Source organism: Vibrio sp. 1249-1, from assembly GCF_033340495.1.
On sequence record NZ_JAWOWJ010000002.1, the window covers coordinates 195,430 to 219,958 of the forward strand.

The 24,529-nt window shown below is 44.9% G+C and carries 22 protein-coding genes; 16 read left to right on the plus strand and 6 right to left on the minus strand.

Annotation, left to right across the window (positions count from 1 at the left end; genetic code table 11):
• Nucleotides 1–3 precede the first annotated feature (3 nt).
• Both R7Z50_RS04345 and R7Z50_RS04350 read right to left on the minus strand, forming a co-directional pair.
• Nucleotides 4–960, minus strand: coding sequence for an ATP-dependent dsDNA exonuclease (locus tag R7Z50_RS04345; RefSeq protein WP_206969721.1), 957 nt, complete (start codon nucleotides 958–960; stop codon nucleotides 4–6).
• The gene (locus R7Z50_RS04350) at nucleotides 957–2,285 is read right to left on the minus strand and encodes a sphingomyelin phosphodiesterase (protein WP_262629185.1); all 1,329 of its coding nucleotides are present in this window, start codon (nucleotides 2,283–2,285) and stop codon (nucleotides 957–959) included. The genes R7Z50_RS04345 and R7Z50_RS04350 overlap by 4 nt, the downstream gene beginning before the upstream one ends.
• A 291-nt stretch (nucleotides 2,286–2,576) precedes the next feature.
• Here R7Z50_RS04350 and R7Z50_RS04355 point away from each other — a divergent pair, with 291 nt between their 5' ends.
• Nucleotides 2,577–2,843: a hypothetical protein gene (locus tag R7Z50_RS04355; RefSeq protein WP_017634954.1), complete on the plus strand. Its 267-nt coding sequence runs from the start codon at nucleotides 2,577–2,579 to the stop codon at nucleotides 2,841–2,843.
• A gap of 155 nt (nucleotides 2,844–2,998) precedes the next feature.
• Nucleotides 2,999–4,627, plus strand: a complete 1,629-nt coding sequence (locus R7Z50_RS04360) for a methyl-accepting chemotaxis protein (RefSeq protein WP_017634953.1) — start codon at nucleotides 2,999–3,001, stop codon at nucleotides 4,625–4,627.
• A gap of 125 nt (nucleotides 4,628–4,752) precedes the next feature.
• On the opposite strand, the gene miaE is transcribed toward R7Z50_RS04360, so the two are convergent.
• Both miaE and R7Z50_RS04370 read right to left on the minus strand, forming a co-directional pair.
• Complete coding sequence (miaE, locus tag R7Z50_RS04365) at nucleotides 4,753–5,523, minus strand: tRNA isopentenyl-2-thiomethyl-A-37 hydroxylase MiaE (protein ID WP_053307458.1); 771 nt, start codon at nucleotides 5,521–5,523, stop codon at nucleotides 4,753–4,755.
• A 97-nt stretch (nucleotides 5,524–5,620) separates the two neighbouring features.
• A complete protein-coding gene (locus R7Z50_RS04370; protein WP_318148907.1) occupies nucleotides 5,621–6,385 on the minus strand; it encodes a DNA repair protein in 765 nt (254 codons plus the stop codon).
• Between the two features lie 313 nt (nucleotides 6,386–6,698).
• Here R7Z50_RS04370 and cysB point away from each other — a divergent pair, with 313 nt between their 5' ends.
• Nucleotides 6,699–7,673, plus strand: coding sequence for an HTH-type transcriptional regulator CysB (cysB, locus tag R7Z50_RS04375; protein ID WP_053307457.1), 975 nt, complete (start codon nucleotides 6,699–6,701; stop codon nucleotides 7,671–7,673).
• Nucleotides 7,674–7,726: 53 nt separating this feature from the next.
• Nucleotides 7,727–8,923 (plus strand): methyltransferase, encoded by a 1,197-nt coding sequence (locus R7Z50_RS04380; protein WP_053307456.1) that lies wholly within the window; start codon nucleotides 7,727–7,729, stop codon nucleotides 8,921–8,923.
• A 93-nt stretch (nucleotides 8,924–9,016) separates the two neighbouring features.
• Here the strand turns inward: R7Z50_RS04380 and ald are convergent, their stop codons facing one another.
• Nucleotides 9,017–10,141 carry an alanine dehydrogenase gene (ald, locus tag R7Z50_RS04385; protein ID WP_005378241.1) on the minus strand — a complete coding sequence of 375 codons (1,125 nt, stop codon included), beginning with the start codon at nucleotides 10,139–10,141 and terminating at the stop codon, nucleotides 9,017–9,019.
• Nucleotides 10,142–10,297: 156 nt separating this feature from the next.
• On the opposite strand from ald, the gene lrp reads away from it, so the two are divergent.
• The 8 genes from lrp (at nucleotide 10,298) to R7Z50_RS04425 (ending at nucleotide 19,345) form a co-directional block, all read left to right on the plus strand.
• Nucleotides 10,298–10,792: a leucine-responsive transcriptional regulator Lrp gene (gene lrp, locus R7Z50_RS04390; protein WP_005378234.1), complete on the plus strand. Its 495-nt coding sequence runs from the start codon at nucleotides 10,298–10,300 to the stop codon at nucleotides 10,790–10,792.
• A gap of 152 nt (nucleotides 10,793–10,944) precedes the next feature.
• Nucleotides 10,945–13,974: a DNA translocase FtsK gene (locus R7Z50_RS04395; RefSeq protein WP_318148908.1), complete on the plus strand. Its 3,030-nt coding sequence runs from the start codon at nucleotides 10,945–10,947 to the stop codon at nucleotides 13,972–13,974.
• A 61-nt stretch (nucleotides 13,975–14,035) separates the two neighbouring features.
• On the plus strand, nucleotides 14,036–14,662 hold the full coding sequence (gene lolA, locus R7Z50_RS04400) for an outer membrane lipoprotein chaperone LolA (RefSeq protein WP_017634949.1): 627 nt from the start codon (nucleotides 14,036–14,038) through the stop codon (nucleotides 14,660–14,662).
• Entirely contained in the window at nucleotides 14,663–16,018 is a 1,356-nt protein-coding gene (locus R7Z50_RS04405; RefSeq protein WP_318148909.1) for a replication-associated recombination protein A, read from the plus strand.
• Between the two features lie 91 nt (nucleotides 16,019–16,109).
• Complete coding sequence (gene serS / locus R7Z50_RS04410; protein ID WP_170890556.1) at nucleotides 16,110–17,417, plus strand: serine--tRNA ligase; 1,308 nt, start codon at nucleotides 16,110–16,112, stop codon at nucleotides 17,415–17,417.
• Between the two features lie 203 nt (nucleotides 17,418–17,620).
• A complete protein-coding gene (locus tag R7Z50_RS04415) occupies nucleotides 17,621–18,523 on the plus strand; it encodes an N-acetylmuramidase domain-containing protein (protein ID WP_206969741.1) in 903 nt (300 codons plus the stop codon).
• Nucleotides 18,513–18,941, plus strand: coding sequence for a hypothetical protein (locus R7Z50_RS04420; protein ID WP_054575142.1), 429 nt, complete (start codon nucleotides 18,513–18,515; stop codon nucleotides 18,939–18,941). Before R7Z50_RS04415 ends, R7Z50_RS04420 begins: the two co-directional genes overlap by 11 nt.
• Before the next feature lie 137 nt (nucleotides 18,942–19,078).
• Complete coding sequence (locus R7Z50_RS04425) at nucleotides 19,079–19,345, plus strand: DksA/TraR family C4-type zinc finger protein (RefSeq protein WP_206969742.1); 267 nt, start codon at nucleotides 19,079–19,081, stop codon at nucleotides 19,343–19,345.
• A gap of 69 nt (nucleotides 19,346–19,414) precedes the next feature.
• Here R7Z50_RS04425 and bioA read toward each other — a convergent pair whose 3' ends face one another.
• Entirely contained in the window at nucleotides 19,415–20,695 is a 1,281-nt protein-coding gene (bioA, locus tag R7Z50_RS04430; RefSeq protein WP_033905079.1) for an adenosylmethionine--8-amino-7-oxononanoate transaminase, read from the minus strand.
• A 130-nt stretch (nucleotides 20,696–20,825) separates the two neighbouring features.
• On the opposite strand from bioA, the gene bioB reads away from it, so the two are divergent.
• Genes bioB through bioD form a run of 4 tightly spaced genes read left to right on the plus strand, consistent with a single transcriptional unit; the run spans nucleotide 20,826 to nucleotide 24,520 of the window.
• Nucleotides 20,826–21,878 carry a biotin synthase BioB gene (bioB, locus tag R7Z50_RS04435; protein WP_005378222.1) on the plus strand — a complete coding sequence of 351 codons (1,053 nt, stop codon included), beginning with the start codon at nucleotides 20,826–20,828 and terminating at the stop codon, nucleotides 21,876–21,878.
• Nucleotides 21,865–23,016: an 8-amino-7-oxononanoate synthase gene (gene bioF, locus R7Z50_RS04440; protein WP_064376604.1), complete on the plus strand. Its 1,152-nt coding sequence runs from the start codon at nucleotides 21,865–21,867 to the stop codon at nucleotides 23,014–23,016. Before bioB ends, bioF begins: the two co-directional genes overlap by 14 nt.
• On the plus strand, nucleotides 23,016–23,837 hold the full coding sequence (gene bioC, locus R7Z50_RS04445) for a malonyl-ACP O-methyltransferase BioC (RefSeq protein WP_005388087.1): 822 nt from the start codon (nucleotides 23,016–23,018) through the stop codon (nucleotides 23,835–23,837). The genes bioF and bioC overlap by 1 nt, the downstream gene beginning before the upstream one ends.
• Nucleotides 23,834–24,520, plus strand: a complete 687-nt coding sequence (gene bioD / locus R7Z50_RS04450) for a dethiobiotin synthase (protein ID WP_005378217.1) — start codon at nucleotides 23,834–23,836, stop codon at nucleotides 24,518–24,520. The genes bioC and bioD overlap by 4 nt, the downstream gene beginning before the upstream one ends.
• Nucleotides 24,521–24,529 lie beyond the last annotated feature (9 nt).

Sequence of the window (24,529 nt, forward strand, 5' to 3'; positions counted from 1 at the left end):
TTGTTAAGAAGAAAAAAATTCACGACGAAAATCCGCGACTTCTTGTTGGTAATAGCTTTGCCATTCCGGTTCTGACAAATGTGAATGGCTAGAGGCTCTTTGCGTTCTTAGCTTGGACTCAAGTTGTTGTAATGCTTGTTGGTAATCTTTGACTTGTTTTTTTTGCTCTGTAATTTGCTGCTGACGAGCATGAATGTTTTTACTTTCTTCTTTCGTTAAGTAAGTTCGTTCTAGCTCTGCGATGATCGCCAAGCGATCTGGTAGGCTCATACTATTAGGAATCAGGGTGACCGCACGCTCATATTTTTCCTGGTTGCTTGTTAGCCCGATAGCATCTGCATGTTCTTGCCAGTCAATGGTGAGTTGCTCGAAAGCTCGCAAAAAGTTATCTGGGCTTTGAGTGTCCAGCTTTTGGGCTTCTAAATTGAAATCGTACAGCGCGAACTCATCCGCGAAAACAACATCAGCCAATTCTCCCCAGATGCTCCTTGCTTCGTTCTTCAGCTGTGCAATACGCGACGCCAGTGATTGTTGCTCATCAAATAACAAATTTCCTACACTCTCTTGCCATTGGCTGCTGAGCTGAGGGTAGTTCGCCAAAAGCTGGAATCGAGCTGAAGATAAATGCGCCTCAAACAAGGCGACCTGCTCTTCACAACTACGGTTCAACATACACTCTTGCCAAAACGTCTCAAGTTCGGCGACAAGTTTCCTGCCTTTGAGTTGAGTTAATCGCTCAGTCGTTATTTGAACTGTGGAAGGGAGCTTAGCGGTTTGTGGTGAAGTATCTGTATCGGGCACGATGCTGCTTGTTTGTGGTGATGTACTGGAGACATTCTGATTTTTTGTCTTAGGGGAAGGAGAGGAAGCGAGCTCTTCTTTTTGAACATCGTGACTGAAAGTTAAAAATATCATGCCCGCCATAATGGCGGACATGATTATCAAAGCGATTTTCTTCATGGCTTGATTGTTGCGCTTACTGGGAAATGGTCAGAAAGGTTGTAGTGTTTCCATAAACTCTCTGCGGTTGTGCGCGGTACGTCTACACGGTTGTCATTGAATGATTTCACCCCGTATTCACTACTCACCATAACATAGTCAAGGTATTCCACGTTTTCGCCACCTGATAACGCTTCACCTGCGAAGTTATTGATACGGGGATCAAAGGTTGACTCCGTGTAACCAGAGTAGTGAGGCTCTATGGCACTTAAGTTAGCGATCATTTGTTGGTAGTCACCAGGGAACTTTCTTTTGTTTACGTTAAAGTCGCCGCTGTAAACCACAGTTTCGCTCGAAGGAATGTCAAGAGATTGGGCGAGTGCGCGGATTTGTTTGAACTGGCGCTGACGATACTCACGGGCGGTGTCTGTATCGAAAGATGCGGTATGGGTAGCAAACACATGGTAAGCCTGACCACCTTTAATTATTTCCGCATAATTTACGCCTTTATCGGCAAAGCAGTCTGTACCAGAGCAATCGGGAAAGACATATTGCGCTTCATTCACGATAGGGTAGCGACTAACTATGATTACGCCACCATCATGAATATTAACGCCTTCTTTATCTAACATCTTTGTTTGGTAAGGATATTCCTTGGCTAACTCACGTAAGAATGCTTCACGGCCGCTGGCAAACACCTCTTGCAGCGCCAAAACATCGTAACCTTTTACATGTTGAGGAATCAGTTCGTAACGATCTCCAATGTGCGATGCAATAGCCGTCAACGCCCAGATGTTATAAGTCATCAACTTAAGGTTTTGTTCTTCGTTGTCGACAGACTCCGCTACCTTGCTTGGCGTGATGGTGTAGTAAAGATCATCATATCGAGCGGTACTGTCTGACTTAAATGCCAGTTCGGTTTCTCTCGTACCAAAAGCGTTAGTGTTGGCACGATGAATGTTACGATCATCTTTGAGAGATAACTCGACATCGGCTGCGGATAAGCCGTATTCAATGGTCGAATTGTACCAATGGCCTTCCATTATTTGATTGAGTGTTATGCTTTCACCTTCGGGGCTAGAAACCACAGTTTCAAAACGGTAAGTTTGATTTGATTTCACGCCCTCCCAGCGGTTGAAGCTTAATACAGATTTAGTTTCCCACGGACCAAGTACCTGCACATGTTGTTGCCACTCTTCTCCGTATTGAAGCAAATCACTGCCTTCATGTTTTACTTGAATAGTTAACGGTTGATCAGAGTTATTCGTTAGGTAAACGTCGGTATCTGCAATGCTGGGTAACGCTATCAAGCTACTTAATAAAAGGCTCCACTGCGAAAATTTCATCTTATTTTTCCATCATTTGAACTAGAGCAATCATTCTTGTTTATAAATGTTACTTGCACGTTAAATATGGATGACATCTAAGCCAGCGCTGAAAATTGTTATCAGAATGTGATCTTTATTCAATGGTTAGGATGGGGGTATTGAGTGTGTGGCCGTTAAAGCGGTGGAAAATAGTACCAACAGTCAACGAATTGCATTCACCGCAATCAAGCTGTCATCTTTGCTCTATAAGTTGTGCGGCGTCATTCATCTAGCTATATGGCTAGAACTCAAATTGATAGATGGAGCACCATGGCTAGAGCAGTAAATCCAACCGATGAAACCATCATTAAATTGTTACAAGAGCAAGGTTTGATTAGAAGTGAAGCAGAAGCGCGTTTAAAGAAAGAGGTGTACCGCTTGCAACCTAATGAGATAGCAAAAGTAAAAAATTATGCCCAGCATTTTGGGATAAATGCGAAAGAAAAGCTCATCGATGAGATCTTGGATCTGCGCCGAGAAGCGCTCATGAAAAGATGTAGACACAATACGGAGCATGCGAGCCTATCTCTAAAATAGCATGTGATAAAACTATCAATTACTGGTCAAGATTTGATCTCTCAAGCCGATGTATATAAGAGCGTTCAATGATATCGAGCGCAAAAAACAGTGCGTTTTAGAGGTTAAGCTTTCACTTAAGTGAGAGGTTTGGAAAGGCTGCGGGGAGAAAGTGCATGCGTATTAAAGACTTAAGTGTCGTAAAGAAAATATCGGTTAGTTATTTAACCGTTTTTGCCGTGTTTGGTTTAGTGTCAGTAATGTTGGTGCAAGGTTTGTTAACACTGAATAAAGACATCTCAGTGCTAACAGATAAAAGTTTACCTTCTGTTGCGATTTTGAAAGGTATCCAAGTTGATATTACTAAAGTGCGTAAAGATGAGTTCTCTTTATTGCCAAACGCAAATCACCCCAAAATTGGTGAGTGGTTAAAAGGCCTCGACCAATGGCGTTCTGATGTGCAGGCTGGTATTGCAGAATACGAAAAGCTCGACCTTAATAAGCGTGAAACGCAGTCCTTTAGCGTTTTTAAAGAAACTTGGAATCAATACATCAAAGAAACGAAGACTTACAACGTATTGCTAAGCCAAGGCGATGCTGAAAGTGCAAATGATGTAATTTTATCAAGTTTCGATACCTACTCAAAAGCGTTGAGCAGCTTGGATGATACCCTCGCGTTGAACGATGAGTTGGTGAATTTGATTGGCGAAGAAGTACAAAGTGAAGCGGCATTTACACAATACAGCGCTGCTGTTGGTGCGCTTGTCGTCGCATTGGTCATGGTAATGTCTGCCATGTTGCTTTCTCGAGTCATCTGCGGGCCTGTTGATCGAGCACTGGAATTCGCTTCCAAAATCGCCAAGGGTCAATTGAATAATCAAATCGACGAAAGCGAATTGAGCAAAGACGAGTTAGGAACGCTGCTCAAAGAGCTTGTCGGTATGCAAACAAACTTACATTCGTTGGTTTCTGAGATTAATGACTCAACGATTCAGCTAACGGCAGCAGTAGAGGAAGTGAGTGCTATTTCTTCTCAGACCGCTTCTGGTATGCAAAATCAACAAATTGAACTTAGCTCGGTGGCTTCTGCGATGACAGAAATGCAAGCTGCTGTAAGTGAAGTGGCACAAAATACCGAAGTTGGCGCAACCTCTGCTTATTCGGCTGCGGAAGTGGCAAAGCAAGGAACGGTGACGTTACAACAAACTATCGCAGTAATTGAGCGTGTATCACATACGATCCAAGAATCAGATGAACTGGCACGTGAGCTTGAATCGAGCTCAAACAATATCAATGTGGTCGTAGATGTGATCCGCGGGATTGCCGAGCAAACAAACTTGTTAGCACTGAACGCCGCAATTGAAGCCGCTCGGGCTGGTGAACAAGGACGTGGGTTTGCTGTTGTGGCAGATGAGGTTCGTTCTCTGGCGCAACGCACTCAAGACTCCACTTCACAAATTGTGGAAATTGTTAATCAACTACAAGAGAGCAGCAGTAAAATAGGGCATTCAAGCCGTGATTGTCAGGAGGGTATTTCTCAGTGTGTTGAGCAAGTTAATGATGCTGATAGCCAGATAAAAGAAATTGAACATTCTGTCGATAACATAGCGCAAATGAGCACACAAATCGCAACGGCGTGCAGTGAGCAGAATTCTGTATCCGAAGAGCTGAATCGCAGCGTGGAGCATATTAATAGTGCTTCAACAGAGATGGCTGAGGGAGCTTCACAAACGGCTGTGGCTTGTCAGCAGATTAGTAGCCTAGCGCACAACTTGAAAACTCGAATGGGTTCATTCCAGCTCTAGTTGTTGTGTTTCAGCTTTATTCCTAACCTCATTGCTACAATAAATAAGCCGGACGAAATGTCCGGCTTATTTATTCTCTGTCTATATAAGTTCAGAGTATGCTCAACCTTGGGAGAATATGCTCGCTAGGCTGGAATACCACTGTGAAACTTAAAATCTGTATCTGGCGTAGAAATTAAATCTGCCTCTATACGTCCAAAGTAGGCGATGCGCTCGCTGATATCTTTGCCTGCGATTTGCTCCGCTAATACAAGATAATCCTGGTAATGGCGTGCTTCTGAACGTAATAAAGAAATGTAGAACTTTGCGATATCGTTATCCATATGTGGTGCTAGTTTGGCAAAACGCTCACAAGATCGGGCTTCGATGTACGCACCAATGATGAGTTTATCGATCAGCGTTTCCGGCTCATGAGTCTTCATATGCGAAATCAGTCCTTTAGCATAACGACTTGCTGGAATATTTTTGTACTCAATTCCACGACTTTCCATGATCTCTAAAACTTGATAAAAGTGGTGTAACTCCTCTTTTATCAAAAGCACCATCTTATCGATCAAATCTTGGCTATATGGTGAATCGGACTTAGCCATGATTGCCTTGGAAATATTGCTCTTGCCTTTTAAAGTTTCCAATGAGCCTACGTTACGGTAAGCAAAATCTTCGTAGGGCTTAAACCAGTCAAGTAGAGCATGTGAACTGGATTGATCAACGGCATACTTACGAATTAAAAACATGGCAGATTGGCCAGCTTTTAGCTCGCACAGTAGGTGGTCTAACAAAATGGTTTGAAGGTTTTCTGGTTTCTTTGCTTCCTCTACCCATTCATCAGGTGTACTGCATCGCAGAAATTGGTTAATGGGAGCAAGAAGATCTTGATAGGCGTCTAGATTCATCATTTTAGTTTTAGTACTTCACATTTTTATTGGGCATATCCGTTGTCTTGCGGATAGAAAAAAGGCTGCAATTGCAGCCTTTTTTGACCTGAAGTGAATGTTACCACTTTTTCTTCTCGCCGAAGAGAGCTTCCATGTCATTGTCACGCTCTTTGTCAGCAATCTGCTGCATTTCGGCATCGCTTTTATCTTGGCGCTTTTTATCTAAGTCACCTAACATCTCTTCAAGCTTTTGTTTCGCTTGAATAGAATAAGGATCGCTCTTAGTGCTCAAAGCATCGATACCTTTACGCAGCAGTTGAAGCGCGGTGCCTGGCTGGCCACGAGCGATAGAGTCGTTTGCTCTTTTGATGACATTTTCAATGTTGATGCGAATTTGCATCGTTTCCAAGCGCGCATTTTCGGTGACGTAGGCCTGGGTATCTAATCGGCCTTTGTTGTGCTCGTTACGGATAGTGTCGCGAAGTCGTTTAACCAGCTTAAGCATGACGATAGCTTGTTTATCACTACTCGGCATCTTGAAAGTGGTACTCTCGCCAGTAGGGCCATTCTCTTTTAGCTGCGTAATCTGCTGCTTCATATTTTCGATACGTTGAGCAAGTTGCTTGTTCTTCGGGTCCAGCTCATGCATGCTCTCTAGCGCGTCAAGAATGCGATTGTTTAGACACAACAACAGCTCTTTACTAAAAGGGATATGGTGCGCATGACCAATCAACTCTTCAGTACCATCTATCAAGGCTACATATCGCGCTGATTCCTGCCTTTTTGCGGTTTCAACTTTAACCTTATATTGCAACATAATGTTATAGCCTAGGATTAACACCAGTAGGATGGCTACCAAAGCGATTATTAAACCAATATTCATATCTTTGCGTCTGCTTTACTTTTCTGCGGCTAGCGTTAAAGAATACATGAATCTTATCTTACTCGGCACCTTATTTGTTTGATTATTTTGTCTCTCCCACGTTTTAGTTACTGATAGAAGTCACATCATAGAACTTCGGTCATTTATTGGCTCAACTTTGTGCATATTGTTTCTTGCTTGAAGATTATTAGTATGTGATTGAGGTATAAGTTAGAAATTGCTGTTCATTTCGATTTGAACGCGTTATAACTAATTATTATATCGCTCACTTGAGTGGCCAATAAACTCTCTCATGAATAAGTAAGGGATTACGATGAAACTGCAGCAGCTGAAGTATATTGTTGAGGTTGTAAACCATAATCTGAATGTATCTGCAACGGCGGAAAGCTTATATACCTCTCAGCCAGGTATCAGTAAACAGGTTCGGTTGCTGGAAGACGAGTTAGGCATTCAGATTTTTGAACGTAGCGGTAAGCACTTAACGCAAGTGACGCCAGCTGGTGAAGAAATTGTACGTATCTCTCAAGAAATTCTCGCTCGTGTAGAAAGTATCAAAGCGGTGGCTGGAGAGCACACCCATCCAGAAATGGGGACGCTGAATATCACCACGACACATACGCAGGCTCGTTATGCACTGCCAGATGTCATCAAAGGTTTTACTTCTCGTTATCCAAAAGTGTCGTTACACATGCACCAAGGTACACCATCACAAATGTCTGAGGCGATAGCTAAAGGCACAGCGAATTTTGCGATTGCGACAGAAGCGCTTCACTTATATCAAGATGCCATCATGTTGCCTTGTTATCACTGGAATCGTTCAATAGTTGTGCCTAAAGATCACCCACTAGCGAAGAAAGACAAAGTAACGATCAGTGATCTTGCCGCTTACCCATTAGTCACTTACGTGTTCGGTTTTACTGGCCGTTCAGAGCTGGATACAGCATTCAACCGCGAAGGTTTAACCCCGCGAGTGGTGTTCACTGCAACTGATGCAGACGTCATTAAAACTTACGTTCGTATGGGTATTGGTGTGGGTGTGATTGCAAGCATGGCTGTGGATGAAGAGCAGGACGGTGACTTGGTTGCAATAGATGCGAGCCATTTGTTTGGCGCGAGCACCACGAGCATCGGCTTCCGCCGTGGTACATTCTTACGCTCTTACATGTTCGATTTTATGGAGCGTTTTGCACCGCACTTAACGCGTCCAGTGGTTGAGCAGGCGATTTCGTTGAAGTCTAATGCAGAAATCGAAGAGATGTTTAAAGACATCGATCTTCCGGTCAGATAACACTTCATTGATGTTTCGATTCCCTCTACAATGCGCTCGTTGTAGGGGGAGCTATGAAAACGCAATTTCAATTTATTAATGACTGCTTAATTGAAAACCAATCTTTGTGGCGATTCGAGCCTTTTAAAAGCAGCATTCGCACTTCATTACCTTGGCAGGAGCAACATCCTCGGCTGTGCCAATGGCTAGCGTCTCTTACTCCCTCTCAAATCGAAGAATACAAAGCAGCACCAGAACTCGCGTTAAAAGCACTTAGTCCGTTTTTGCCTGAGCTTGAACAACTCGCAGAACTGACTCATTTAGAGCTTTTGTCGTTAAACGGCTTGGAACTCGCTCGTGGTTTAGATAACGGTATTCCGGGACGTAAGTTGGAGCAAATTAGCTCGATGGGTGAAGCTGCAATTCAACAACACTGTGGCGAAGAATGGCTAGAATGGTGCTCAGGTAAAGGTTACTTGGGGCGAATCCTGACCACGCAAACCGATCAGCCTGTAACCAGCTTTGAATACCAACAAGCACTGTGCGATTCGGGACAACAAGCAGCCAATGAACATCATTGGAAGATGACGTTTATTCAAGGCGACGCGTTTGATAGCAAAGCGAAAGCCGTGTTTAAGCCAACGCAACACGCAGTAGCACTGCATGCGTGCGGTGACCTTCACGTTCGTCTAATGCAGTACGGCAGTGAAAATGGGATTGCTGCGATGACCATATCACCTTGTTGTTACCACTTGATTCAGTCGGAACAATACCAGCCGATGTCGGAATTGGGCAGGGCTTCTTCTCTCTCATTGTCTAAGCAAGAACTGCGTATCCCATTACAACAAACGGTGACGGGAGGAGAGCGCGTGCGTCGTCATCGTCAGCAGGAAATGATGTTTCGTCTTGGGTTTGATTTGATCACGCGACAAGCTTTGGGAATGGCAGAGTATCAGCCTGTGCCGAGTATCCGTAAGTCGCAATTAAGTGATGGTTTTGAATCGTTCTGTCGCTGGGCAGCGGAGCAAAAAGGCATTGTTCTTCCTCAAGAAATCGATTTCTCTCATTTTGAAAAGTTAAGCGAACAACGCTTCTGGCAAATGGAGAGAATGAGCTTAGTGCAACTTGTTTTTCAACGTCCGTTGGAGATTTGGCTCGCATTAGACAAAGTGCTTTATCTTGAAGAACGTGGTTACCGTGTTAGATTGTCAGAGTTTTGCCCTAAATCGGTCACGCCTAGAAATATTTTAATTTGTGCATATAAGATTTAGTTATTCTTTATAGCCAAACGCTCTATATGAAAAAGCCCACTTCAGTGTGGGCTTTTGTAAACAAAACGTGACAAGTTATGTGTTATTTTGTCATTAATTGAACATAGCAATAGCTTGAGTTGGTTCAACGTATTCCAAGTCAAAGCTTTCTGCTACTTCTTTACATGTTACTTTTCCGTGAATAACGTTTAGACCTTCAAGGAAGCCTTTGTCTTCTAGAAGTGCTTCGCGGTAGCCTTTATTTGCTAACTTCACGATGTATGGAAGTGTAGCGTTGTTGAGTGCAAATGTTGAAGTGCGAGCAACTGCGCCAGGCATATTTGCTACACAGTAGTGAACCACTTCATCAACGATGTAAGTTGGATCTGCGTGAGTTGTCGCGTGTGAAGTTTCGAAACAACCGCCTTGGTCAATTGCCACGTCAACCACTGCTGCACCAGGCTTCATCTTAGCAATGTGCTCTTTAGTGACCAGTTTAGGTGCTGCTGCGCCAGGAATTAGAACGGCACCGATAACAAGGTCCGCTTCTAGAACATGCTTCTCGATAGCGTCTTCAGTAGAATAAACCACTTTTGCGCGACCTTGGAATTCTTCGTCAAGCTTACGAAGTGTGTCTACGTTACGGTCTAGAATGGTGACGTCAGCGCGAAGGCCAACCGCCATACGAGCAGCGTTTGCACCAACAACGCCACCACCAACGATAACGACTTTTGCAGGTTCAACACCAGGTACGCCGCCTAGGAGCAGACCACGACCGCCGTGCGATTTTTCCAACGTTTGCGCGCCAGCTTGGATAGACATCCGACCTGCCACTTCTGACATTGGTGCTAACAGTGGCAAACGACCCATATTATCTGTTACAGTCTCATAGGCTATACAGACAGCTTTGCTCTTGATTAGCTCATCAGTTTGTGGAAAATCTGGTGCTAGGTGTAAATAAGTAAATAAAATTTGCCCTTCGCGGAGCATTGCTCTCTCTACTGCTTGGGGTTCTTTTACTTTTACAATCATGTCTGCTTGCGCAAATACGTCAGCAGCATGAGGGAGAATGGATGCGCCGACAGCGATGTAATCATCGTCTGAAAAACCAATGCCGGCACCTGCATTGGTCTCAACTAAAACTTGGTGACCATGTGAGATGAGTTCTCTCACGCTAGCTGGGATCATACCAACACGATATTCGTGATTCTTGATTTCCTTAGGTACGCCAATGATCATCCTGTATCCTCTTTCTATAATGGTTGTATTAACTGTTAGTAGGGTGTTATTGTCGAATTAATAACTAGTATAGTTATAGATTTGTAAAATTTGGCACCAAATATTAAAAAGTTGTAGTATATTTTTTTGCAAGGAAGTAATAAGGTGGAATAAAAAATGGCAGACAACTATAAAAAGCCGTCCAAGGAACTAGACCGTATCGACCGCAACATTCTTAATGAGCTGCAGAAAGACGGTCGTATTTCAAACGTTGAGCTTTCAAAACGTGTGGGACTTTCTCCAACGCCATGTTTGGAGCGTGTGCGTCGCTTAGAGCGTCAGGGTTATATCACAGGGTATACTGCATTATTGAATCCGCAGTTCCTGGATGCATCACTATTAGTATTCGTTGAGATTACGCTAAACCGTGGTGCGCCGGATGTGTTTGAGCAGTTTAACTCAGCTGTTCAAAAGCTAGACGACATACAAGAGTGTCATCTTGTTTCAGGTGACTTTGACTATCTTCTTAAAACCCGTGTATCAGATATGGGTGCTTACCGCCGACTATTGGGCGATACGTTACTACGTCTACCTGGCGTAAATGACACTCGCACATACGTTGTTATGGAAGAAGTGAAACAATCTAACCAGCTTGTGATCAAAACTCGTTAATTTCTTGCAAAGAAAGCGGTATATGCTTCCGCTTTCGCCAGAGAGTAATTGGGTTTTTCTCCTTGATATGGTTAAATCAATTTACCGAGCGGCTTGATGCCGCTCGGAATGTTTTGCAATTTCCTATTTCATTTCCATATTCAAGTTGATTTATGTTCAAAGAGAACGCAAAGAAAGTCGAAACCATTATCAAAACCAGTGAAGAGCCCCAGTCTTCACGCTTAAATGGCTTCCAACGCTTAAAAGAGTGCTGCTTTATCGTTGGCGTTCTTAGCTCGGTATTGCTTGCGGTTGCACTATTTACCTTCAGTCCGGCCGATCCTTCTTGGTCCCAAACCGCATGGGGAGGGGATATCGATAATGCTGGTGGCCTTTTCGGCGCTTGGCTAGCCGATACTCTATTCTTCACATTTGGCTCTCTCGCTTACCCAATCCCTTTCTTGCTAGCGGCGGCTGCATGGGTGATTTGCCGTAAACGAGGAGAAGATGAGCCAATTGATTTCATGCTATGGGGTACAAGGCTGCTCGGTCTTGTCGTCCTTATTATGACCAGTTGCGGTCTTGCCGATATTAATTTTGATGACATTTGGTATTTTTCATCCGGAGGTGTGGTCGGGGATGTGTTGTCTAGCCTCGCTTTACCTACATTGAATGTACTCGGTACCACATTGGTACTGCTATTCTTGTGGGGAGCGGGCTTTACGCTCTTTACTGGCATCTCATGGCTTAACATCGTGGAATGGCTTGGTGATCGTGCATTAGCACTAATTGCCGCGCTTGCAAATAAGGCAAGAGGTTCAGAGCAGGAAGTTTTAGAACCTCAGCTTGATGAGTTTGTAGAAGATAAAGTCTCTACGCCTAAACATAATGTAGACCATGAAATTGATGATGAGCCGCTTCCTCATTTAACGGCGTACGATGTCGATGAACCGAAAGAGTCGGCGCCAGCGCATGAGTATCCTATTTATATGCCGCAAGCGAAACCTGATAAGCTTGCGGAACAGGCGATGGTAGAACCGACGCCACCACAACGCAAGGCTACGGTTAATGCTGCGCCAGTTTATTCTGAACTTGAGCATACGGTTAACACTGATAACGTTGATCCGCTCTTGGAACGCACCAAGCAACTGAATGTTACGATAGAAGAGCTTGAAGCAGCGGCGCAACAAGCAGATGACTGGGGAACTGAAGAACAGGCTGCCCCATCATTTGCAGACACTTATTCTTCCTATGTCGAGCAACATACAGCTACAGAAGAACCGATCAGTGTTGAACCAGATTATGCGGAGTACGAACAATTTGAAGCAGAGCAAGTACAGCAGCCAAGTATTGAGCATCCTGTACATGAAGAGCCTGCAATTGATTCTGCTGTATTAGATAGCATCACGGCGCAAACGGAATCGAGCCAACATATTGAGCCTACGATCTCTGACTTTGATGTGTTAGATGGTGAAGACGAAGTGGAGTCTCAGCCTGCACAGCAAGCACAGCCAACAACGCCTCATCAGCAAGTTGCAACACCTTCAACAACATTTGAACCTGCACCTCAAAAAGTGGAGGTAGAAGAGGTCCAAGACAACGACCAAGACGTTACCGCATTCCAAGATATGGTTTCCAATGCGCAAGCCAAAGTCGCTGCAACACAGAACCCATTTTTGGTACAGAAAGAAGAAAACTTGCCAGTTCCGGAAGAGCCACTCCCAACGCTCGAGTTGCTTTATCATCCAGAAAAACGTGAAAACTTTATCGACCGTGATGCGTTAGAGCAGGTCGCTCGATTGGTAGAGAGCAAACTCGCTGACTACAAAATCAAAGCCGATGTGGTTGGTATTTATCCTGGTCCAGTGATCACTCGTTTTGAGCTTGATTTGGCGCCGGGGGTGAAAGTAAGTCGTATTTCTGGTCTTTCAACTGACTTAGCGCGTGCATTGTCTGCGATGGCGGTACGTGTCGTGGAAGTAATCCCTGGCAAGCCTTACATCGGTTTGGAACTGCCAAACATGAGTCGTCAGACGGTCTATTTATCTGATGTCATCAGTAGCCCTCAGTTTGAGCAAGCAACGTCACCAACAACGGTTGTGTTAGGTCAAGACATTGCGGGTGAAGCTGTGGTGGCCGATCTTGCGAAGATGCCTCACGTGCTAGTAGCAGGTACAACAGGTTCTGGTAAGTCGGTGGGTGTGAACGTGATGATTTTGAGCATGCTGTATAAAGCAGGTCCAGAAGATGTACGCTTCATCATGATTGACCCGAAAATGCTAGAGCTTTCTATTTATGAAGGTATCCCTCATCTTCTTTCTGAAGTTGTGACTGATATGAAAGACGCATCAAACGCTCTACGTTGGTGTGTGGGCGAGATGGAACGTCGTTACAAATTGATGTCGGCATTAGGTGTACGTAATGTGAAGGGCTTCAACGAAAAATTGAAGATGGCAGCAGAAGCGGGCCACCCAATCCATGACCCGTTCTGGCAGGAAGGCGACAGCATGGATACTGAACCGCCATTGCTAGAAAAGCTGCCTTACATCGTCGTTGTTGTTGACGAATTTGCTGACCTGATGATGGTGGTAGGTAAGAAAGTTGAAGAACTGATTGCTCGCTTGGCGCAAAAAGCGCGCGCGGCAGGTATTCACTTAATTCTTGCGACTCAGCGTCCATCGGTTGATGTTATTACCGGTCTAATTAAAGCGAACATTCCAACTCGTGTTGCGTTTACGGTATCGACTAAAACGGACTCTCGTACAATCCTAGATCAAGGCGGCGCAGAATCACTACTTGGTATGGGTGATATGTTGTATCTACCGCCGGGATCAAGTCATACAACTCGTGTTCACGGTGCATTTGCATCAGATGATGATGTTCATGCTGTTGTAAACAACTGGAAAGCGCGTGGTAAACCGAACTACATTGAAGAGATCATCAGTGGAGATCAAACTCCAGAAAGTCTATTGCCAGGTGAGCAAATGGAAGCGGATGAAGATGTAGACCCGCTCTTCGATCAAGTTGTTGAGCACGTGGTTCAATCACGTCGAGGTTCGGTTTCCGGTGTTCAGCGCCGATTTAAGATAGGTTACAACCGTGCCGCCCGTATTGTAGAGCAGCTTGAAGCGCAGGGCATCGTAAGTGCTCCGGGTCATAACGGTAACCGTGAAGTACTGGCACCTGCGCCACCAAAAGATTAATGAACTTGTGTTACTCACCTCAGTCCAACTGAGGTGAGTGGTTCTAATAATAGGTATCTGAATGAAAAAACTATTTTCAGCGAAACTTTTCTCTGCGCTTGTTTTAAGCTTTTCCCTCTTTTCTACTGCACACGCAGCATCTCCTAAAGATGAATTAAACAAACGCCTTTCTATGAATGATGGCTTTAGTGCGGATTTCTCTCAGCAGGTTATCAGCCCTGAAGGCGAAACGGTTATGGAAGGAGAAGGTACGGTTGAAATCGCTCGCCCAAGCCTGTTCCGTTGGAGTACAACATTCCCTGATGAGAACCTATTGGTCTCTGACGGTAAGACATTGTGGTACTACAGCCCATTCATCGAGCAAGTGAGCATCTACTGGCAAGAGCAAGCAACAGAGCAAACGCCATTTGTTTTGCTAACGCGTAACCGAGCAAGTGATTGGAATAACTACAAAATATCTCAAAAAGGTGACCAGTTCACTCTCATTCCTACCGCAGTAGACTCCACACAAGGTCAATTCCAGATTAATATTGATGCCAAAGGTGTCGTGAAAGGCTTCAACGTGGTTGAGCAAGACGGTCAAAAAGGTTTGTTCACCTTTAACAACGTGAAGCTGGGTAAACCAAAAGCAGACAGATTCACATTCACAATTCCAAAAGGTGTGGATGTGGATGACCAAAGGAATTAATTGGTAGTGAGTAATTACACATTAGATTTCTCGGGGGACGAAGATTTTCGTCCCCTTGCTGCTCGTATGAGACCGGAAACAATCGAGCAATACATTGGACAGCAGCACATTTTAGGCCCTGGTAAGCCACTGCGCCGTGCGCTAGAGGCGGGTCACATTCACTCTATGATCCTTTGGGGACCACCAGGCACAGGCAAAACGACATTAGCGGAAGTGGCTGCAAACTACGCCAATGCTGAAGTAGAGCGTGTGTCTGCCGTAACGTCTGGTGTGAAAGAAATCCGTGCTGCAATCGAGAAAGCACGTGAGAACAAAATGGCGGGTCGCCGCACCATCTTATTTGTGGATGAGGTGCATCGCTTCAACAAATCTCAACAAGACGCGTTTTTACCGCATATCGAAGATGGCACGGTTACCTTTATTGGTGCGACGACAGAAAACCCATCGTTTGAGTTAAACAACGCATTGCTGTCACGTGCACGTGTCTACAAGCTAACGTCTCTCGATAAAGATGAAATCTCACTGGCGCTGAATCAAGCGATCAGTGACAAAGAGCGTGGCTTGGGCAATACACCCGCACATTTCGCTGATAACGTATTAGACCGCCTAGCAGAACTGGTCAACGGTGATGCTCGCATGTCTCTCAATTATCTTGAGCTGCTCTACGACATGGCAGAAGATAATACGCAAGGTGAAAAAGAGATCACGCTTAAGTTGCTGGCTGAAGTGGCAGGGGAGAAAGTCTCTCGCTTCGATAACAAAGGTGATATCTGGTATGACTTAATCTCTGCGGTCCACAAATCCATTCGTGGCTCTAACCCAGATGCGGCGCTTTACTGGGCTGCACGTATGATTGCTGCGGGTTGTGATCCTCTTTATATTGCCCGTCGATTACTTGCGATAGCATCGGAAGATGTCGGCAATGCGGACCCTAGAGCCATGCAAGTGGCACTCTCCGCGTGGGACTGTTTTACACGCGTTGGTCCAGCAGAAGGTGAACGTGCGATTGCTCAAGCTATTGTTTATCTCGCGTGCGCTCCAAAGAGTAATGCCGTTTACGTTGCTTGGAAACAAGCGCTAACGGACGCTCATAACTTACCTGAATATGAAGTGCCGCATCACCTTCGAAATGCGCCAACCAGTTTGATGAAAGACATGGGTTATGGGGCTGAGTATCGTTATGCTCACGATGAGCCTGGTGCTTACGCAGCAGGTGAGCAATATTTGCCGCCTGAAATGGGCGATCGTAGGTACTATCAGCCGACAAATCGTGGTCTGGAGACCAAAATCGGCGAAAAGTTAGATTACTTGGCTACTTTAGACGCAAATAGCCCACAAAAGCGCTATGAAAAGTAGGCGTTTTTGGATACATTTGTTTAGTAAATTTTTTTAACGCGTACGCTTGGAAAGTGCGCGTGATTTCACAACAAAAAGCATAGGATTAACAATGCTGGATTCTAAATTACTTCGTACAGAGCTGGATGAAACAGCTGCTAAACTGGCGCGTCGTGGCTTTAAGCTAGACGTAGATACTATTCGTAAACTTGAAGAACAACGTAAGTCCATTCAAGTAGAAGTAGAAAATTTACAATCCACGCGTAACTCCATCTCCAAGCAAATCGGCCAAAAAATGGCGGCTGGCGACAAAGAAGGCGCAGAAGAGATCAAGAAACAAATCGGTACGCTAGGTAGCGATCTTGATGCGAAGAAAGTTGAACTTGAGCAAGTAATGGCTCAACTAGACGAATTCACGCGTTCTGTACCAAACATCCCAGCAGATGAAGTGCCAGATGGCAAAGATGAAAACGACAACGTTGAAATCTCTCGTTGGGGTGAGCCAAAGTCTTACGACTTCGAACTGAAAGATCACGTTGACCTAGGCGAAATGGGCGACGGTCTAGACTTCGCAAGTGCAGTTAAGATCACTGGCGCACGTTTCATCGTGATGAAAGGCCAATTTGCTCGTCTACACCGTGCAATCGCTCAGTTCATGCTGGATCTTCACACTGAAGAGCACGGCTACACAGAAATGTACGTACCTTACCTAGTAAACTCTGACAGCCTATTCGGTACTGGTCAGCTTCCTAAGTTTGGTAAAGATCTTTTCCACACTGAGCCGCTAGTAGAAAAAGTAAACGACGAAGAGCCACGTAAACTGTCTCTAATCCCTACTGCAGAAGTACCTGTAACGAACCTAGTTCGTGACACGATTTCTGACGAAGCGGATCTACCAATTAAGATGACAGCTCACACGCCATGTTTCCGTTCAGAAGCAGGTTCTTACGGTCGTGATACTCGTGGTTTGATTCGTATGCACCAGTTCGACAAAGTTGAGCTAGTACAAATCACTAAGCCAGAAGATTCAATGAACGCACTAGAAGAGCTAACAGGTCACGCTGAGAAAGTTCTACAACTTCTAGAGCTTCCTTACCGTAAAGTGGTTCTATGTACAGGTGACATGGGCTTCGGCGCTCGTAAGACTTACGACCTAGAAGTTTGGGTTCCTGCTCAAGAAACTTACCGTGAAATCTCTTCATGTTCTAACATGTGGGACTTCCAAGCTCGTCGTATGCAAGCGCGTTTCCGTCGTAAAGGCGAGAAGAAACCTGAGCTTGTACACACGCTAAACGGTTCTGGTCTTGCTGTAGGTCGTACAATGGTTGCTATCCTAGAAAACAACCAAGAAGCAGACGGCCGTATTGCAATCCCTACAGTACTTCAGAAGTACATGGCGGGCGCAACGCACATCGGTTAATTCATTAACCACTAGAACACCAAAACCCAGCCTTAGTGCTGGGTTTTTTGTTATCTGCGTCGAGTGAAAATACGTTGTTATGTAAATGTAGGATGAGGTATTGCATAGTTAGCCTAAATTATAAAAACCAGTCCCTAATGATATTTTTCTAAGCTTCATTGAGCATGACAAGCTCCTCCAAAATATTAAGAGGAGGTACTTTCATGGCTTCAATAAGAATAAGCGGCTCTGTTGGTTTAGGTGGTAAAAATGTGGATGCTGATATTCGTACGGTACAAAGGTCTATTAACCAATTGCTTGGTTCTTTAAAAGGAGTAAAGGAGCTTAAAGTGGATGGGAAACTAGGCTCTAGACCGGAAAACTCCAAGACTGTCGCCGCAATTAAAGCTTTTCAGAAAAACCTTGTTGGGATGGCTCGGCCAGATGGAAGGATAGATGTGAATGGAAGAAGCCATCGTAAGCTAAATGAGTATTTAAAACGAACGCCTGAGACCGCGGTGGCATATACGTTACCTTTGGTTGGCTCAAGAGATGCGTTGACGGACTTGGATTATCGCAAAGTAGCTGAAACTCTTGGATGCGAAGTCGCTGCTATTAAAGCTGTAGCGGAAGTTGAGAGCCGAGGAGAAGCCTACTTTAGCAATGGTAAGCCAAAGATTTTGTTTGAGGCTCATATATTTTCGAGACTCACTTCAAGAGCCTACGATAACAGTCATCCAAGTATTTCAAGTCGGCATTGGAATCGAAGTCTTTATGTTGGTGGTATCTCAGAATACGTACGTCTAAATAAAGCGATTGAACTGAATTCAAATGCAGCAATCCGCTCCGCATCTTGGGGACGTTTCCAAATTATGGGCTTTAATTTCAAGTTAGCTGGTCATGTTACCGCTGAATCCTTTGTTAAAGCTGTATTCGAGTCGGAGAAGAAACAACTTGAGGCTTTTGTTACGTTTATCCAAAAGTCTGGCTTAGGTGAGCATATAAGAGATAAAAATTGGGCTGCCTTTGCTCGTGGTTACAATGGTTCTGAGTATCAGAAAAATCAATACGACGTCAAATTAGAAAAGGCTTACAAGAAATATGCTTCGATTAAAAATGCTGCGTAACATTTCTTTGCTTGGACTTATTTTTAGTTCATCTGCTTGTGCTTTCAGCCACACTAATACTGCGCTATTTAAGTGTGATGCTTCACATCCTAACCGTCTAGAAATATCAATAGAAAACATAAACAGTCAGGTTCTACTGTCGGAGCTTAGCTTAGGGGGGAGCAGTATTGAAAGATCTTTAGTTATAAAGGACTTTAAATTAGACCAGTATCATCGAGCGTTGGTAGATGAGAAGTCACTGGAATTTAGTATTGGTGAGCGCGTCATATTGGTTAGTGAGTACTTTAGCGAGGAGTTTGATGAGGTTGAGAAGATACTCAGTGTTACTTTGAGAGAGCCTGAGCAAACGCAGTATTTTGAATGCGAGGAAGGGAGTATGAGTAACCTTGCATTGCTTTTCCATGAGAGCGCCGAATAATCGATTACAGAGTAATTATTACTAAAACGTAATAGTGTTTTCGTATTTACCTTAATTATCTTGTTATTTGTAATCGATATAATCATCCACCTTACCACGGTAAGTAGATTTTCTCATTCAAGTAACGAGGAGGGCTTATGGCCGTAGGGTGGGCAAACGACGATAGCGTCAGCCAACAAATTCAAAACACAATAGACGACGAGATTTCCCGTGTTCGTGGCAGTATCACAAAGGGTGAGAGCACCCATTACTGCGATGATTGTGGTGATGAGATCCCAGAAGCGCGTCGTCTTGCAATGAAAGGCGTTCGTTTGTGTATCGAATGTCAGTCAACAATCGAATTGGTATCTCAACGCCAAGCATTGTTCAATCGACGAGCGAGTAAAGACAGTCAACTTCGATAGCTTTACTGCTCTAATAAATAACGAGACGGTTTGAGTCTCATACTCAAACCGTTTTCGTATTGAATGGAACTATGAAGCGAAGCAGTCTTTACGTTGCAACGCTGCATCAATCGCGTTAACTAGCTTCTCAATATCTTCTGGCTTGCTGATGAACGGCGGCATCATATAAATCAGTTTGCCAAATGGACGAATCCACACTCCGTGTTCAACAAACAAGGCTTGGATGGTTTCCATATTCACAGGGCGAAGCGTCTCCACTACGCCAATAGCACCCAACCAACGGGTGTTTTTCACCAAGTCGTATTCTTCAAGTTTTGGTAGTAACTCAGAAAACAGCGTTTCAATTTGTTGGGTTTGTTGCTTCCAATCACCTTGCTCGATCAATTCCAAACTTGCAGTAGCTACGGCACAAGCGAGTGGATTCCCCATAAAGGTTGGACCGTGCATAAAACAACCAGCATCACCACCACAAACAGTGTCTGCTACGTGTTTGCTCGCGAGGGTCGCAGAGAGGGTCATGTAGCCGCCAGTAAGTGCTTTCCCGACACACAGAATGTCTGGTTGAATATCCGCATGTTCGCAGGCAAACAATTTACCTGTGCGTCCAAAACCGGTAGCGATCTCATCTGCAATCAATAACAGACCGTATTTGTCGCAAAGTCTACGCACGCCTTTGAGAAATTCTGGATGGTAGATACGCATGCCACCTGCGCCTTGAACGATAGGCTCAAGGATCACCGCAGCAAGTTCTTGATGGTGCGTCTCAATCTTGTGCTCGAAGTCGGTAAGGTCTTCTGGCTTCCATTCATCCCAATAACCACAAGTTGGTGACTCCGCAAAGATATGCTCAGGCAAAAAGCCTTTGTAGAGAGAGTGCATTGAGTTGTCAGGATCGGTGACCGACATCGCCGCAAACGTATCGCCGTGATAACCGTGTCGCAAAGTAAGAAACTTCGGTCGGCGTTCGCCTTTTGCATGCCAATATTGAAGTGCCATTTTTAAGCTGACTTCTACGGCAACAGAGCCTGAATCGGCAAGGAATACATGTTCAAGATTACTTGGTGCTAGGGATAGCAACTTCTTACACAAACTGATTGCTGGCTGGTGGGTAATCCCGCCAAACATCACGTGAGAGACCTTATCGATTTGCTGGTGAGCGGCTTGATTTAAGTGCGGATGGTTATAGCCGTGGATCGTCGACCACCAAGAAGACATGCCATCGACCAGCTCAGTACCATCTTCCAATTTAATGTGCACACCATTTGCCGATGCCACTGGGTAGCAGGTCAGAGGTGTCAATGTAGAAGTGTAAGGATGCCAGATATGCTGGCGGTCGAAGGCGAGATCCATGTGCGATTCCAATAATAATTGAGATTAAAAAACAGACAGATGTAAACTTTGTTCTTTTGCGTTGTGTTGACAGTTTATCGAGACTCAGTAGACTGTCAACACAACAACAAAAGTGACTAAAGGAATACACGTGGAAGTTCGTCATAACTGGACGCATGCTGAAGTGCGCGATCTCATGGAAAAACCATTCATGGATCTCCTATTCGAAGCGCAGCTTGTACATCGTCAATATCAACAAACCAACCATGTTCAAGTAAGCACGCTTCTGTCGATTAAGACAGGTGCTTGTCCAGAAGATTGTAAGTACTGTCCTCAGAGTGCTCGTTACACCACAGACATCGAAAAAGAGCGTCTGATGGAAGTAGAACGCGTACTCGATGCTGCGCAAAAAGCCAAAAATGCTGGTTCTACTCGATTCTGTATGGGCGCAGCATGGAAAAACCCGAAAGAGCGTGACATGCCACATTTGACCGACATGATCAAAGGCGTGAAGGGCATGGGTTTAGAAACGTGTATGACATTAGGCATGCTGACGCCAGATCAAGCAAAGCAATTGGCAACCGCAGGTCTGGATTACTACAACCACAACCTAGATACCTCACCTGAATTTTACGGCAACATCATTACCACACGTACTTACCAAGACCGTTTAGATACTTTGTCTCACGTTCGTGATGCTGGCATGAAGATTTGTTCCGGTGGCATCATCGGCATGGGTGAAAGTGCTAACGACCGAGCTGGTTTGTTGGTTGAATTGGCTAACTTACCGGTACACCCTGAAAGCGTTCCAATCAACATGCTCGTGAAGGTAAAGGGGACACCACTGGAAGAAGTGGATGATGTTGAGCCTTTCGATTTCATTCGCCTGATTGCGATTGCACGAATCATGATGCCTCAATCAGCCGTTCGTTTATCCGCTGGCCGTGAAAACATGAACGAACAAATGCAAGCGCTGTGTTTTATGGCGGGTGCAAACTCCGTTTTCTATGGCTGCAAGCTTCTGACCACGCCAAACCCTTCTGAAGACAAAGACATGATGCTGTTCAACAAGCTCGGTATTAACAGCCAAGAGGTGTCTCAAAAGCCTGATGAAATCGAAGAAAACGAGTTACTCGATCGCGTCGTAGAGCGCGTTGCTGCCCGTCCGACAAAAGACGACCTTTTCTACGATGCCAGCGTTTAAATCTCGTATCGAGTCCGCCCTTGCTGAGCGTAAAACGCAAGGGTTGAATCGTTCTATGAATGTGGTGTTTGCCGGTAACCAGTCCGTTTTGGAACACGAAGGTAGACGCTACATTAATTTCTCAAGTAATGATTATTTGGGATTGGCTAATGACCAAGCGCTTGTTCGGGCTTGGCAGCAAGGTTTAAGCGTATATGGTAGTGGCAGTGGAGCATCACCGATGGTGACTGGCTTTAGTGCCGCGCACAGCAATTTAGAAGCCGCACTGACCGAATGGTTGGGTTACGACAGAGCAATTCTGTTTGGTTCTGGATTCAGTGCTAATCAAGCCTTGTTGTTCACCTTGTTGGAAAAATCAGACGTATTGATCCAAGACCGTTTGAACCATGCCTCACTGATGGAAGCGGGGGCGTTGTCACCAGCTAAGATGAAGCGCTTCAAACACAATGACATCGAGCACCTAAAGTCGCTGATTAATAGCGAAGACAACCATCTAGTTGTGACTGAAGGGGTATTCAGCATGGACGGCGACTGTGCGCCGCTTAGCGATATAGCTGAAGTCACTCGTAGTCATGATGCTTGGTTTGCTGTCGATGACGCTCATGGTATTGGCGTTCTTGGTCAATCCGGTGGTGGTTCTTGTGAGTTGGCAACGGTTAAACCCGAGATACTGATCGTTACTTTCGGCAAAGCGTTTGGTATGTCTGGCGCGGCTATTTTATGTGACCACGCAACGGGGGACTTTTTAACTCAGTTTGCTCGTCACCATGTGTATTCCACAGCGATGCCTCCGGCACAAGCCTATGCGCTAACGCATGCGGTTTCTATCGTTCAAGAGCAGTCTTGGCGACGTGAAAAGCTTTCAGAGCTTAGTGAAGTGTATCGAGACTGCCTCAGCGATCTGGAGGGCTTTGTTGAGACTCAGACTTCGATTAAGCCGTTTGTGATTGGTGAATCTGAACTGGCTTTGCAGGTTGCGAGCGCTTGTCGCCAAAACGGCATTTGGGTTACCGCTATTCGACCACCGACGGTGCCTAAAGGGACGTCTCGCCTTCGAATCACACTCACTGCCAATCACACCAACGAACAAGTTAAAACGCTTTCAATGGCATTGAAGCAAGCATTAGGAGCGCTGTAATGGATAATGCAACTACCGCATTAGCGCAAACGCTCGCGTTAGAGAGTTTCCATCAAGATAAAGACGCGATTGCCTCTTCGTTTGGTAAAGCAGCAGAAACATACGATAAACATGCGGCTTTTCAACGTGATGTCGGGCATCAGCTGCTTGATAAACTTCCTGAAAACTTGACGGGAAAACGTGTATTGGATTTAGGTTGTGGCACGGGTTATTTCTCCCAACTACTTCAACAACGCGGTGCGGAAGTAGTCTGCGGCGATATCTCTCAAGCCATGTTAGATAAAGCAGAGCAGCGTTGTGGTGCAGTACGAATGCACTACCAAGTTGCTGATGCTGAAAACTTACCATTTGACGATGATAGCTTCGATTATGTGTTTTCAAGTTTAGCGCTGCAATGGTGTACAGATTTAAGTTACCCACTAAAAGAAGTGCGCCGCGTGCTAAAAAATGGTGGGAAAGCGTGGTTCTCTACACTGGTTGATGGATCACTGTATGAGCTGCGTGCATCATGGGAAAAAATTGATGCATATCAACACGTCAATAACTTTCTAACGCTCAATCAGGTAAAAATTGCGTTAGCGCAATCTCGATGTGACAGCCATCAACTAGACTTGACCACCATCACAGTTTGGTACGACTCTGCATTTTCAGTTATGCGTGACCTCAAAGGTATAGGTGCAAATCACGTAAGCGGGCGCTCACACGGTTTAACTAGTCGCGAGACTTTGTTAAAAGTTGAGCATGCGTACCAAGCGTTTAAAAACGATCAAGGTCTTCTACCTGCAAGTTATCAGGTTTGTTTTGGAGTAATACATCTATGATTGATGCTTTTTTTATTGCTGGTACGGATACTGATGTTGGAAAGACGGTAGCGTCTAAAGCCATTTTGCAAGCGATCGCCGCAAAAGGACTAAACACTATTGGTTATAAGCCAGTGGCAGCAGGGAGTGACAAGACTGAAGCCGGATGGCGTAACTCTGATGCTTTACACTTACAAGACGCCGCAACACTCGATGTGGCCTATGATGATGTGAACCCATACGCTTTAGAGTTGCCTGCTTCTCCCCACATTGCAGCGAAGCATGAACATGTCGAAATAAGTTACGATGTTCTGAGTCAAAAACTGGCTCAACATAAGCAGCAAGCCGATGTTGTTCTCGTTGAAGGTGCTGGAGGCTGGCGTGTGCCAGTATCCGATACGGACTGTTTATCTACATGGGTAAAAGAAGAGCAGTTACCTGTTGTACTGGTGGTTGGCATTAAATTAGGCTGTTTGAGCCACGCTTTACTCACAGCAGAGAGTATTAAAGCGGATGGTTTGAATCTTGTTGGCTGGGTGGCAAACCGCGTCAACCCAGGCACAGAGCACTACGCTGACATTATCGAGATGCTAGAAGCACGTATCGATGCACCTAAGCTTGGGGAAATTCCATATATTCCAAGTGCTAAACGTAAAGAGCTAGGCAAGTACATTAATGTAGAGCCGTTGCTAAACACTGACTAATGGTGTTTA

Bases quoted from the DNA above. Each gene is read 5' to 3' on its own strand.
- bioF (WP_064376604.1), top strand. From the start codon at position 21,865: ATGCCAGCGTTTAAATCTCGTATCGAGTCCGCCCTTGCTGAGCGTAAA.
- R7Z50_RS04380 (WP_053307456.1), top strand. From the start codon at position 7,727: ATGAAAACGCAATTTCAATTTATTAATGACTGCTTAATTGAAAACCAA.
- serS (WP_170890556.1), top strand. From the start codon at position 16,110: ATGCTGGATTCTAAATTACTTCGTACAGAGCTGGATGAAACAGCTGCT.
- R7Z50_RS04395 (WP_318148908.1), top strand. From the start codon at position 10,945: ATGTTCAAAGAGAACGCAAAGAAAGTCGAAACCATTATCAAAACCAGT.
- R7Z50_RS04350 (WP_262629185.1), bottom strand. From the start codon at position 2,285: ATGAAATTTTCGCAGTGGAGCCTTTTATTAAGTAGCTTGATAGCGTTA.
- ald (WP_005378241.1), bottom strand. From the start codon at position 10,141: ATGATCATTGGCGTACCTAAGGAAATCAAGAATCACGAATATCGTGTT.
- bioD (WP_005378217.1), top strand. From the start codon at position 23,834: ATGATTGATGCTTTTTTTATTGCTGGTACGGATACTGATGTTGGAAAG.
- R7Z50_RS04425 (WP_206969742.1), top strand. From the start codon at position 19,079: ATGGCCGTAGGGTGGGCAAACGACGATAGCGTCAGCCAACAAATTCAA.
- R7Z50_RS04355 (WP_017634954.1), top strand. From the start codon at position 2,577: ATGGCTAGAGCAGTAAATCCAACCGATGAAACCATCATTAAATTGTTA.
- R7Z50_RS04360 (WP_017634953.1), top strand. From the start codon at position 2,999: ATGCGTATTAAAGACTTAAGTGTCGTAAAGAAAATATCGGTTAGTTAT.
- lrp (WP_005378234.1), top strand. From the start codon at position 10,298: ATGGCAGACAACTATAAAAAGCCGTCCAAGGAACTAGACCGTATCGAC.
- lolA (WP_017634949.1), top strand. From the start codon at position 14,036: ATGAAAAAACTATTTTCAGCGAAACTTTTCTCTGCGCTTGTTTTAAGC.
- cysB (WP_053307457.1), top strand. From the start codon at position 6,699: ATGAAACTGCAGCAGCTGAAGTATATTGTTGAGGTTGTAAACCATAAT.
- bioC (WP_005388087.1), top strand. From the start codon at position 23,016: ATGGATAATGCAACTACCGCATTAGCGCAAACGCTCGCGTTAGAGAGT.
- R7Z50_RS04370 (WP_318148907.1), bottom strand. From the start codon at position 6,385: ATGAATATTGGTTTAATAATCGCTTTGGTAGCCATCCTACTGGTGTTA.
- bioA (WP_033905079.1), bottom strand. From the start codon at position 20,695: ATGGATCTCGCCTTCGACCGCCAGCATATCTGGCATCCTTACACTTCT.
- R7Z50_RS04345 (WP_206969721.1), bottom strand. From the start codon at position 960: ATGAAGAAAATCGCTTTGATAATCATGTCCGCCATTATGGCGGGCATG.
- R7Z50_RS04420 (WP_054575142.1), top strand. From the start codon at position 18,513: ATGCTGCGTAACATTTCTTTGCTTGGACTTATTTTTAGTTCATCTGCT.
- R7Z50_RS04415 (WP_206969741.1), top strand. From the start codon at position 17,621: ATGGCTTCAATAAGAATAAGCGGCTCTGTTGGTTTAGGTGGTAAAAAT.
- miaE (WP_053307458.1), bottom strand. From the start codon at position 5,523: ATGATGAATCTAGACGCCTATCAAGATCTTCTTGCTCCCATTAACCAA.